Raw genomic sequence first — 11,954 nt, 5'->3', positions numbered from 1 at the left:
GCAGGAGTTAAAAAATATGGCTTGCTAACGAGTGGCGTGCGTAAGGTGAGTAATAGAGCCAAAGGCTTTTCTTTTTCAATAAGCTTTGTGGTTATTATGCCAATTGCTTTTCCCCCATGCTCTTTAATGGTAGTAGCTAAAAGCCCCATCATTCCTAAGCTTGAACCACCGTATATCAGAGTAAGCCCCATATCAGCTAATTCTTTAGCTAATGAAACTACTGTTTCACTAAATTGGTTATTATTGCCAGAGTTAGCCCCCAGATAAACACAGGCTGATTTCATTGATATCTCTATTTGTTTTAAAGACTAAAGAGGATAGATTATAAAGCCAAATGATGTAATACGTAAAAAACACTCAGGCTAAGATATTTATTTAATTCGTATCTTTGGAAGCCCTTAGTTATTTCTCATTTGATTTAGTCGAGTCGCCACATTTTAGCCGCTTCATCTTTCCATGAAATTTGGGCTTTTACCAAGGGCAGCCAAAACGTTGAAAGGACTTTATTTTAATTCATTAAGCATCTCGAGGAACCTTTATTCTGAAATTTTGGCTCAGGTTTTGGTATTAGGTAAGGCTATTAAAATAATTACATCATATTGTTTCTATTGTTTTGCATGGCATCAATTTCTTTGGTACTTAGTGATGAAATCATTTGTGCATAATCTGGATTGCTCAGCACCTTAACTCGTTCGTGGAGGCTCAAATCGTTCCAATATGTTTGTGTGCTGATATGTAGTTCTTCTGTAAATCGCAGGGGTCTGGAATCGCGAGATAGTTGATTGGTTAACTGGGGGCTGAGTTCCTTTAATTCATGATAATTCAACCGAACAAAGGGACGCAGGGGAATAGGGATAGGAGTAATGACTAGTTTTATATGATTGATATTTAAGTCAGTTGGCAAGTGAGGGTTTTTTTCTCTGAATTCCGGATAGGTGAGGTTATCTTCCCAGGTTCTTCCTGCAATGATAAGGGTTTGTTCTGAACAATCTACCTTCCTTTTTTTTTGAATTAATTTTTTTATATCCATGCTGGTCACGGTATTGATATTTTCTACATTAATACCAATAAATTGTCCCATTAAGGTTTTCAGAAAAAGATGCATGATCAATTCTCCTTAATTAAGACAAGCAATATTCTTAAGTATAATACAATTAAGGTATGATGGTTGATTAAAGTTGAGTTTGGTTAAAAAATTGATCTTATTGCGTCCTGTTGCAGATTAATGAGAATGTTTTCTTTCCCCATTCGTATAATATTTAACACTCAGCCTACAATTTTAAAAATTCTTAAAAAACAAAATGGAATCCTTGATTGCGTTTCGAAGTGCAATCAAGTTTCTGGCTCTTAATAGTAGAGTAGGGATGCGATTACTTAATTGATTAACCCCCAGGCATAGGATTTTTAATGTTTTCCTGTATATGATCCAATAGCTCAGACGTTTCCGTATTATGAACGTGAAAGAATGACTTGTTCATTGCATAGTTTATTGCCCCTTTTACCAGCAAACCGGCTCCAAGAGTTAATACACCTAATGCCATATTGATTAAAAACTCAGACCAGTCGCGGTGTTGGTCAAGGACTTCATGAGCATCTTTAAATAGTTTATTACATCGTGTTTCATAAGTTTGATAAGTTTTTTGTGTTGGGTTGTTTAAATAAGTCTTCCCAGCCAAACCCAATTGGGTATGAAGAGTATTTGCCGCATCCCATGCCAGTTCAAGGGCTTTAAATTGTTCCGGGTTATTACGATGTTTTTCTTTTCGCTTGGCCAGGTTATCCATTTTTTTTTCTAATAAGTCGAGCTGTAATTTGAATTTATTCTGTGCTTCAATTTTCAGAGTAATGATCTGCATTTTATCTTTAGCAGTATGAGGCTTGTCTGTATTATTTTCTTTGGTACTGACAGGTGAGCTTTCATCTGTTTTTTGGTGTTTGGTCCGTTCGTTTGTCAGTTGATGTTTCAACTGTTCTTGTTGTTCCAATAGCCGTTTTGCCTCGAGTTCTTTAGCTAGTTGTTCGCTGGCCAGTTGAAGCTCCGCTTGTTCTTGCGTCTGATGTTCTGAAAAATCCCTCTCTCCATTCAGATGAACACTTCTGTAACTTTCCTCAGTTAATTTTTTTGCTAGCAATTCACTCGCCAGGATATCTTTTTCTTCCTGTTCTATTGCTAAACGTTCTTGTTCCAGTAATTGCTTGATCAATTGTTCACTGGGATCTGGTTCCTCGCGTGCGAGATCCGCTTGAGAATCCTCTGATTGTACTTCGTCGTCTGCTGCTATCAAAAGAGCATGTGGTTTATCGGCATCAGATAGTCTTTGAGCCAATAATTCGCTTTCTCGTTCCAGTCTTTCTTTTTCCTGTAGTGCTGAAAGATACTGTTCATGTAGTTCTTTAACCAGTTGTTCACTAGGCGCGGTTTCAGTATCTAAGACGCTTCTGTCTAATTTTGCATCATTTATTTCAGTAGTTAAAGATTGAGGAACCTTACTTATTAAAAAATTGACGAGTTGTTGTTGAATTTTATTTAATAATGGCTTTTTCCCTTCATCAGCTTTAATCCAGCGCTCGAAAATTTGATTTGAAGGAACTGGTTCAAATTCATATTCTCGAATGAATTCTTCGGTGTATCGAGACAAATTTTTACCCAGGAGGGAAACAGCAAGCTCTTTGGGAACTGAATTAATATTAAATAGGTATTTAAGTACTTGGGTTGCTGCAATATTTAGTTCTGCACAATCTACGTCTGATTGAAAAGTTGGTTCTACAATTTGTTCATTTATTTGAACATGTTTTTTAAGCAAATTAAACCCACAAGGATTTACAGCCGGGTTCTCACCCAAAAGCTGAATGATCATATCCAGTTGAGTGTCATTTTGAGCTTGTACATTAATGCTTGCTTCACCTTTATTGGTTCTTTCCCAATGACCTCCCGCTTGAGCACCATCAATACCTCCTTGATGATAAATCTCAATCTCAGATATTGGTTGCTCGGATTTAAAGGTTACTGCTGGTTTTCCTTGAGGGTGATAGGTGAGACTAAACCCTAAATGCTTGCTTACAAAGGTAAATAGTTCATCAGGAGACAAACTTGCATAACGGCTGGTCACGGGGCTTAATTCGGTTTTTGAATAGATGTACGATTCGGTATCAATGTCCTGAACCATTGCTAGCTTAGGAACCATTTCCTCGTTAGCCATTGCGTCTTTCATGAAGGAGCGCAACACCGGACCTAATATAATCTGAGTATCAAATGCATTATAGTGCTCTAAAAGATTTGCAAATTGTTTCCAGCTAAAGGTTTCTGGATGTAATTCATAAAACGCGGCAAATTTGCTTTTTAATCGCTCGTATTGAGCATTATGATGATTATCATAGTGCTCATCTGCAGCAAATTTTACTACTTCATTTTTTACTTCAGGAGTAAGTGCATGTAATGGGCAGTTATTTAATACGGCCGATAGCTTGGGAAAAGGCATACATTGTGCTCCAATAATATATATAACTAAGTATAGGGCAAATTAGTTAAGGGAATATTAAGCCATTATGGTTAAAATTTGCAACTAAGTCATATCATAAAAACACGTGTTTATTTACTAAACAACATCGATATTTTGCTATGTGGCACTCAGTCAGGGTTCTAGTTGGAGTTAATAATAAACTTAGAGATCTTCATGCGAGGTATATCCCCTGAGATAGTTTTTCTCTACAATAGAACTTTAACTAAAATTAAAGCAATTATGTATAAACCATTAGCCCTTTTTATAGGATTGCGTTACACCCGATCTAGAAAAAAGAATCATTTTGTTTCTTTTATTTCCTTAAGCTCCATGCTCGGTATTGGTATGGGAGTGATGGTGTTGGTTACTGTGCTCTCCGTGATGAATGGCTTTGATCATGAAATTCATAATCGGTTTTTTGGTATGGCGCCTGAAATCACAGTCACAGGACCTGATGAGAGGTTAGCTGACTGGCAAGCACTGGAACAAAAAATTCAAGGCATTCCTCAGATTAAAGCGGTAGCTCCTTATGTTGGCGGCCAGGGACTGTTAACTCATGAAGGTCAAGTATTGCCTATAGTTCTGACTGGAGTGTTGCCAGAAAAAGAAATCACCGTGACTCATCTTAATGATAAGTTACTGGCTGGTGATATGAAAAACCTGAATCATTTCGGCATCATTTTGGGTAAAGGCCTGGCTGATACTTTAGGGCTTATGATGGGGGATAAGGTCACTATCATGATACCTCAGGCAACAGTGACTCCAGCAGGTATGATCCCGCGCTTTAAACGATTTACTGTTGTTGGTGTTTTTTCGGCTGGCAGTGGTTTTAACTTTGATACCAAGCTGGCTTTTATCAATATTGCTGATGCGCAGAAACTGTTGCAACTTGGGGATGATGTTACTGGTTTGAAAATGAAAATTGATAATGTATATCAAGCCCCGGAGCTGTCAGATAAATTATCCAATTTGTTAGGCGAAGAGTATCAGGTTGGGAATTGGACACAGCAATTTGGTGCCTTTTTTGAAGCAGTCAAAATGGAAAAAACCATGATGTTTCTGATTTTGATGCTCATCATCGCTGTTGCTGCATTTAATCTGGTGTCGTCATTAGTAATGGTGGTTAATGACAAACAGGCAGAGATTGCGATATTAAGAACTATTGGGGCAACGCCATCAACTATTCTCTGGATATTTATTGTGCAAGGAATGATGGTGGGGATAGTCGGGACTGGCATCGGTTTGGCGGGTGGTCTGGTACTGGCAAAAAATGCTACTGCGATAGTGAATTACTTACAAAATCTGTTTAATGTGAAAGTATTGTCTTCAAGTATCTATTTTGTTGATTATTTACCTTCTGAAATTTTGTTCAGTGATCTGTGGCACGTTTGTGTTATGGCTTTATTAATGAGCTTTGCCGCGACTATATACCCAGCCTGGCGCGCTTCAAAAACAGTGATTGCGGAGGCCTTACATTATGAGTGATTCTATTCTTCAAAGTAAAAAATTATATAAATCTTATAATGATGGTGCTTCTAAAGTAGAAGTATTGAAAGGAATTGATTTGCATATTGCCCAGGGCGATAGTATCGCAATCATTGGGCCCTCAGGTTCAGGAAAGAGTACTTTATTGCATTTATTAGGCGGCTTGGATAAGCCTACCAGTGGAACTGTCAGTATTGGTGATGTGGAATGGCAAAAAATAAATGAAAAACAGCGTTGCCGTTTGAGAAATAAAAAACTGGGATTTGTGTATCAGTTTCATCATTTGTTGCCTGAATTTACTGCACTTGAGAATGCAGTCATGCCTTTATTAATATCCGGCATGACGGTAAAGGAGGCAGAACACCAAGCCAATGATATGTTGGAGCATGTGGGGTTAAAACATAGAACGGGGCATAAACCCGCCCAGCTTTCCGGAGGAGAGCGTCAACGTGTTGCTATTGCCAGAGCATTAGTCCATCAACCCAATTGTGTCTTGGCAGATGAGCCAACAGGAAATCTGGATCAAGCAACCGCAACAAAAGTTTTTGATTTAATGCTGGATCTTAATAAAGAAATGAAAACAGCATTGGTTATAGTGACCCACGATCAGGACATTGCCAAACGCATGGATAGAGTGTTGGTATTACATGAAGGAAGATTGATGATACAGGATTAGTTTCATAACAAGGAGTAATAAGGATGTTAACAAAAAGTGATGAAAAAATTACAGACAGGCTGACAGAGGAAGTTAAGATTCCGCTTAGCCCATTCCTGTTGTTATTAAAAAGAGGAAAGCCCGTTTCATGTCCATTTGCGGGTTCTACCTCTTTGGCAACAATAGGTGATAATCAAGAGATAAATAGTCTTCCAGCTTCGCGCAGGGCGTTCATTCCTAACAGTGCGTTTGATAAAGATGAATATGATCTTATAGATACAGGACTTCCTGGTTTTAAGGGATTTCGAGCAACCAGCAATCGATTTAAATATTCAGCTCCAGATAAAGGACCCACTCAGTTCGCTTATGATAATAGCGAAACTGAGTGTAATAAGCTTTGTCCTTAATTGGAATTAATAGTCTGCGTGTCCTGGTGTGCGTGGGAAGGGTATTACATCACGTACATTGGCGACACCCGTTACATAACTGATCAAGCGTTCAAAGCCTAAGCCGAATCCAGCATGAGGTACAGTACCGTAACGGCGCAGATCTCTATACCATTGGTAGTGATCTTTATTCAGATTACATTCATCCATACGTTTATCCAGAATATGCAGTCGTTCTTCACGCTGACTTCCTCCGATGATTTCACCAATGCCTGGAGCCAGAACATCCATAGCTGCCACGGTTTTCTCATCATCATTAAGTCTCATGTAGAATCCTTTGATCTCTTGCGGATAATTGGTCAGAATGACGGGCTTTTTGCAATGTACTTCTGCCAAATAACGTTCATGTTCGGATTGCAAATCAAGACTCCAACTAACGGGATATTCAAATTTGTGATCACAGGATTCTAGAATTTTAATGGCATCTGTATAGGTCATCACCTCAAAATCAGCTTCTGCCATACGTTCCATACGTTCGATACAGCCAGTATCAACAAACTGATTAAAAAATTCCATATCATCAGCACGTTCATCAAGAACGGTTTTACATAAGTAGCGTAACATGCTCTGGCTTAATTCACAGATATCATGCAGGTTAGCGAATGCAATTTCGGGTTCAATCATCCAGAATTCAGCCAGATGGCGACTGGTGTTTGAATTTTCTGCGCGGAAGGTTGGGCCAAAAGTGTAGACTTTGGACATAGCCATACAATAGGCTTCAACGTTTAATTGGCCAGAAACGGTAAGAAAGGTTTCTTTACCGAAAAAATCTTTACTGAAATCAATCTGACCTTGCTCATTTTTAGGAATATTTAACATATCCAGGGTCGATACGCGAAACATCTCACCAGCACCTTCACAATCGCTGGCAGTAATAATAGGGGTATGAATCCAGAAAAAGCCTTGTTGGTCATAAAACCGGTGAACGGCCTGGGCTAAACAATGACGAATACGGGTTACGGCACTAATTGTATTGGTGCGTGGGCGTAAATGAGCTACATCTCTTAAAAACTCCAGGGTATGCCGTTTGGCTTGCACAGGATAAGTATCTGGATTTTCTACCCAGCCAACTACTTCAATATGGTCTGCCTGTATTTCAAAACGTTGGCCTTTTCCTTGAGAAGCGACTAGTTTTCCGGTGGCTATCATCGAGCAGCCGGCATTTAATTTGGTTACTTCTTCATGGTAATTGGATAATCCGTCGGTGGCTACTATCTGAATTGGAGAAAAACAGGAGCCGTCATGTAAGCTAATAAAAGATAAACCTGCCTTTGAATCGCGTCGTGTTTTAACCCAACCTCTTACCGTAACGGTTTCATCAACACTGATTTCACCATCCAGACATTGTTTTATGGTAAAGACTTCTGTCATTATGTACTCCAAAATCGGTAAAGACATTTATACTAGTATGCGATGATACACTAAATAAAATCAGTGGGGGAAGACTTTTAACGGCAGCTAGTCAATTGGATAAATCCTGTGCTGGAATTGAGGCAAATATCAATAAAATGTCTGGGTTATGATATAGCGCTCCGCTAAGCTTTATATTTCGTTGTCGGTTCCTTCATCTTCGGTCATGTGTTTCATGCACTCCCTCGATTCAATTCGCCAACGTCTCGTCTAAAACTTAGGGGACGCTATACTAGGCTTCAATGAAGCTGTATGGGGGATACAATACCTCCCCATCTATCTCTTCCTAAACTTGCAGTATGTTCTGGTTCAACCTCTTGTTCTTGCTTCATTGTTGCTGATGTATTTGTTGCGGCTATCACTGTAACCTTTTGGGTAACAACGTGTTCTTGAGTCGGACTAGGAGTTACGTTTGACTCTACTCTCGGTCCCAAAGCTGCCAAACCAGGAGATACTTCGTGGATGACTGAATATTTGGTCGTCATTCCTTTGGTTGGTTCAACACTTGCCTTTGGATCTGGATCATTCTTTTAATAATTGCAAGCGAAGCGTTTCTGTTGTGTTGGCTGTGATTTTACCAGGAGCATTCTCAATTACTACCTGAATAATGCTTGGGTTCGTTATTTTATCTTTCATATGTTCATGAGCATAAGCAGGGTAACTGCCCATAAGGCCTAACAATAACAGTGCCGATAAATACTGCATCAGAGGTTCTCCTTACATAAACAACATGAACAAAGCCATGCCAATCATCATTAAATTTTCAGTGAGTGAAATAAATCCTAAGGGTACATTACTGTCTCCGCCAACACAGGCACATTTTAATTCACGCTTATCGATATAAACTGCTTTAAAAACCGAAAGGGCACCTACCGTTCCTATGAATAGAGCAACTGGAATGGAAAGCCAATTCAGGGAGTTTGAGATCATCAATATCCCTGCTAAGGCCTCGGCAAAGGGATAAATGTAGCTGTAAGGAACCCAGCGTTTCGCCAAGAGATCGTAATTTAAAAACATGGTGGAAAAGCTTTCTATATTTTGTAGTTTTAGAAGCGCAAGAACAGACATGCTAAAGGCAATAAACCAGCCTAGCGCACGAGGCGTAATCGGATTTCCGGAAAAAGCGTAACTGGTGGACATCGCCATGAGTGCTGTGATGAAAAAGAGGGCAATCACGGGACGATAACTTTTTTCTTTGGGATCTGCTATCTTTTTGCCAAAATGACGACGTAAATCGTCATAACTTCCAATTCGCTCACCATTAATAAAAATCTGCGGGGTGGTTTTAACATCGTATTCTGCTTTCAATGCATCGATTTGCTCACGGGTTGTTAGCCAATTGTCCTCGATTTCATAGCCTTGGCGCTTCAATAAATCTTTGGCTTTTAGCCCATAAGGACACACATGATGCTCCATTACCATGCGATACACTACTGCTTTTTTACTTGAGATCTTATTCATCTTAAATGCTCTTTTATTGACTATAGTAATACTATAGAGTACGTACAATAGTACGGTGTCAAGTGAGGGATACAATGAGTGATAAAAAAATTGGTGAATTTGCCAAAATGTTTGGCCTTGGTGTAGAAACCATTCGTTTTTATCAGCGCCAAGGATTGCTTGACATTCCAGAGCAGAATAAGGATTTAAGTGGTATCAGACGTTATGGACAGCAGGATACACAACGGCTTAAGTTTATTCTTGCTGCAAAAAAAGCCGGATTCACCCTTAAGGAAATAAAATTATTATTAGGCTGCAATGCTACAGATGATCGCGAATACATCAGATATTTGTCTCAACAGCGTATCTGCATGCTTGATAAAAAAATGGCTGAGCTAAAGGAGGCGAGGGATTTTCTTCATCAATTAGTTAATGAATGCGAAACAAGTGTTACTCAGGAATGCCCAATTCTGAATTCTTTTGATAAAAAATAGGAATTATTATGAATGAGTTAAACTGGTTAGGTCAAAAAAACTGCTTAATATTGTGTTAAAATGAACTTATCTTGTTTCTCGGGAGTATCTCTTGCGTTTATTCATTTCCCAATCATGCCATGGTGTCAGATCTGGGCAAGCTTATCGCTCTATACCTAATCGAATAGATAATGGAAACAGCTCTATTTTTGTTTCCAGTTTATTTATTCATCTGGATGAGTGTGGAAATGATGTAGCTAAAGCGAAGGATACTGATGATCAAGTGATTATTGGATATACTAAAGACGGCATGGCTTTTCAAATTATTGTCGATGGTTTTTTTGGTGGTGATAGAGAGGCTGTATTTGCATTTGTATCCAATCATGTTGTTTCATTAATGGAACAGTATTCTAATGATCTTGGAACAAAAGAAGAGCCTGATGTGGTAACGGAATTGCTAATTAAGTCTATATATTCTCTAAGAAAAAAACATGCTGTCAGGGCTGAGTTTACTATGTCTCTTGCTATAACCTATCAACGAAACGATGCATTATTTTGTGCCGGATTTGGCATAGGTGATACTGGGATAGTAATTAAACGAGCGGCCAATGGAGTAATTGAGCAACTTGTGGCTCATACCGAAGTTGATGGGTTTAAAGATGCTTTTGACTCTTATTCTCAATCAGATATTGATTTAGTGATTCGTCGTAATACAGTTTTTAATACTAAAGTGATGCCTGGAGATGAGCTGGTGGGTTATACATACCTTCAACCGGAATTAGAACGACTGGTCGATACGATTGAAACAGGCTCGCTAAATAAGGTAGGCAGTAAACAAAGTGTAAAACATCTGGCTTTGGCATCAGAGTTTTTCAACAATCATTCTTCTTTATTTAGCCAGCTTTTGGCAATAGTTGAGGAAAGACAATCGGAATTGATTGTTCGTGCAAAAAAAGCAGAAGCAAACCAGAAATTTGGCGATGATTTTGCGGTTGGTAGTTTGATAATTCCGGATAAATTGTTTAGTCATCAATTACGATGTAATAGTGTTTCTATTGCTATTGAGCATGCTTTAATTTCTTTTGAACGTAAAATCGAAAGCGAATCCAGATGGTTTTTCGATTTGTTTAGTGGATTAAATAGGACACTAGAACAGGCTCAGCTTTATAAAAATTTGCTGGTTAAGTACCAAGCTGATTGTTTGATTTCATTAATAATCATACAAACCATGCTGAACAGCAAAGTAGAAAAGCAAATGAATCATTGTTTAATTGGGCATTTTGATTGTTCTCAGGAGGAAGTGTTTGACATGCTTGATGAATTAATCCGAAAAGAAATTAATTATCGCGCTAAAGAAAGGCAAGAGCTAAGCGAGGTATTGCCTCATCTCATCCTGGAGCTAAAAACTGACATTCAGCAGTTTATTAACAACCCCAAGAGAAATGATATACATGAAGTGTTAGAGCAGTTTTTAGCGACTGCTATTTCTCGTTCTCAAGTTAAATTAATGTGATTTTGATAGGAGAAGAATCAGTTGTACTTTCCTTCGGTTTAGAAAAGTAACGTCATTCTGAGCATCGTGAAGGATGTCCTGAGTCCCGGGAATTCTACGTGATGCTCAAGATGATAAATGGCTGTGAAGATTGCTCGATGAAATGGAAGAAGGCTGTTACTTTATGGTAAAAGAGCAGCAGATTGTTTGCTGTAACCGGTAAAGATTTTAATATTAATATGCGATGATAAACGAAATAGAATGACAGGGGTCATCATAATGCAACGAGCTTCACTGGTATTGCTTTGTTTTTATTCTTTTTTAGCTACGGCTGGCGATACAGTGTTAAAACTGTATAGGCCTTTTGGGGATGTAGTGGAGCAAATTGCTCCTGTAGTTATTAATAAAGTATCTGGTGAATGTTATTCCCAGTCTCAATTGATTAAGCGCGAAGATGCATGGCGTTGCCAAGCTAATGGCGTTGTTTATGACCCCTGTTTTGTGAAAACAGGGGTCATAAATAATGAAGCAGTCTGTCCCTTATCTCCATGGGAGGCAGACAGTACTAAAATCGAAGTAAGTACTTCTTTAAATAATGAATATCATATTCCTTTAGATATGTCTCGGGCTTTTCCTTGGGCAATTGAACTAGTAAATGGTGAACGTTGCCAGGCTATAGACAGCAATGAGTTTTATGATGCGATGCCAGTGCGTTATCGCTGCAGTAATAATAATGTGTTGATTGGTTATTTGCAGCGTTGTAAGAGTGTATGGAGTATGTTGGAAAAAACGCCCCAAGGTGTGGTTACTGTAGAATTCAGTAAAGCCTGGTTTTAATACCACTTATTTGAAGAGCGTTTTCATCTGAGCATGGGAAACTGCCATTAAGTTGGAATTTCACATTACTTCGTAGCCTGCATTAGCATCGCGTAATGCAGGAAACAGTACCACGTTATTGCTTCGGTCTCGTATTACGCGATGCTAATACGGGCTACCAAAGGTTGATTATTGCTTAATTCACATCTCCTTATGGGCATAAGGTCATTGGATAAA

At 38.7% G+C, this 11,954-nt stretch carries 13 protein-coding genes; 6 read left to right on the top strand and 7 right to left on the bottom strand.

The window, feature by feature from the left end:
• From Q0495_RS15375 to Q0495_RS15365, 3 genes are all read right to left on the bottom strand, one after another.
• Positions 1 to 284 (bottom strand): LOG family protein (locus Q0495_RS15375; RefSeq protein WP_367274447.1); only part of this gene is annotated, 284 nt, incomplete at its 3' end.
• Positions 285 to 589: 305 nt separating this feature from the next.
• On the bottom strand, positions 590 to 1,105 hold the full coding sequence (locus Q0495_RS15370; RefSeq protein WP_298627849.1) for a hypothetical protein: 516 nt from the start codon (positions 1,103 to 1,105) through the stop codon (positions 590 to 592).
• A gap of 277 nt (positions 1,106 to 1,382) precedes the next feature.
• Entirely contained in the window at positions 1,383 to 3,479 is a 2,097-nt protein-coding gene (locus Q0495_RS15365) for a hypothetical protein (protein ID WP_298627848.1), read from the bottom strand.
• 261 nt (positions 3,480 to 3,740) lie between these two features.
• Here Q0495_RS15365 and Q0495_RS15360 point away from each other — a divergent pair, with 261 nt between their 5' ends.
• The 3 genes from Q0495_RS15360 to Q0495_RS15350 are packed head-to-tail and all read left to right on the top strand — an operon-like array spanning position 3,741 to position 6,047.
• A complete protein-coding gene (locus tag Q0495_RS15360) occupies positions 3,741 to 4,985 on the top strand; it encodes a lipoprotein-releasing ABC transporter permease subunit (RefSeq protein ID WP_298627852.1) in 1,245 nt (414 codons plus the stop codon).
• Complete coding sequence (lolD, locus tag Q0495_RS15355; protein ID WP_298627846.1) at positions 4,978 to 5,661, top strand: lipoprotein-releasing ABC transporter ATP-binding protein LolD; 684 nt, start codon at positions 4,978 to 4,980, stop codon at positions 5,659 to 5,661. The genes Q0495_RS15360 and lolD overlap by 8 nt, the downstream gene beginning before the upstream one ends.
• Positions 5,662 to 5,684: 23 nt before the next feature.
• Positions 5,685 to 6,047, top strand: a complete 363-nt coding sequence (locus tag Q0495_RS15350) for a hypothetical protein (protein ID WP_298627844.1) — start codon at positions 5,685 to 5,687, stop codon at positions 6,045 to 6,047.
• A gap of 6 nt (positions 6,048 to 6,053) precedes the next feature.
• Here Q0495_RS15350 and asnS read toward each other — a convergent pair whose 3' ends face one another.
• The 4 genes from asnS to Q0495_RS15330 form a co-directional block, all read right to left on the bottom strand.
• Entirely contained in the window at positions 6,054 to 7,457 is a 1,404-nt protein-coding gene (gene asnS, locus Q0495_RS15345; RefSeq protein ID WP_298627843.1) for an asparagine--tRNA ligase, read from the bottom strand.
• 278 nt (positions 7,458 to 7,735) lie between these two features.
• The gene (locus Q0495_RS15340; protein ID WP_298627841.1) at positions 7,736 to 7,981 is read right to left on the bottom strand and encodes a hypothetical protein; all 246 of its coding nucleotides are present in this window, start codon (positions 7,979 to 7,981) and stop codon (positions 7,736 to 7,738) included.
• A 37-nt stretch (positions 7,982 to 8,018) separates the two neighbouring features.
• The gene (locus Q0495_RS15335; protein WP_298627839.1) at positions 8,019 to 8,201 is read right to left on the bottom strand and encodes a hypothetical protein; all 183 of its coding nucleotides are present in this window, start codon (positions 8,199 to 8,201) and stop codon (positions 8,019 to 8,021) included.
• 12 nt (positions 8,202 to 8,213) lie between these two features.
• Positions 8,214 to 8,957: a MauE/DoxX family redox-associated membrane protein gene (locus tag Q0495_RS15330; RefSeq protein WP_298627837.1), complete on the bottom strand. Its 744-nt coding sequence runs from the start codon at positions 8,955 to 8,957 to the stop codon at positions 8,214 to 8,216.
• Between the two features lie 74 nt (positions 8,958 to 9,031).
• Between Q0495_RS15330 and Q0495_RS15325 the strand changes: the two genes are divergently transcribed.
• From Q0495_RS15325 to Q0495_RS15315, 3 genes are all read left to right on the top strand, one after another.
• Positions 9,032 to 9,430: a MerR family transcriptional regulator gene (locus Q0495_RS15325; protein WP_298627835.1), complete on the top strand. Its 399-nt coding sequence runs from the start codon at positions 9,032 to 9,034 to the stop codon at positions 9,428 to 9,430.
• A gap of 91 nt (positions 9,431 to 9,521) precedes the next feature.
• Positions 9,522 to 10,922, top strand: a complete 1,401-nt coding sequence (locus Q0495_RS15320; protein WP_298627833.1) for a deAMPylase SidD family protein — start codon at positions 9,522 to 9,524, stop codon at positions 10,920 to 10,922.
• A gap of 255 nt (positions 10,923 to 11,177) precedes the next feature.
• Positions 11,178 to 11,738 carry a hypothetical protein gene (locus Q0495_RS15315; protein WP_298627850.1) on the top strand — a complete coding sequence of 187 codons (561 nt, stop codon included), beginning with the start codon at positions 11,178 to 11,180 and terminating at the stop codon, positions 11,736 to 11,738.
• The last annotated feature ends 216 nt before the right edge of the window (positions 11,739 to 11,954 follow it).

Source organism: uncultured Legionella sp., from assembly GCF_937871865.1.
GTDB lineage: Bacteria > Pseudomonadota > Gammaproteobacteria > Legionellales > Legionellaceae > Legionella.
The sequence above is the reverse complement of the archived record's forward strand: the minus strand, read 5'-3'. Positions and strand labels throughout refer to the sequence as shown.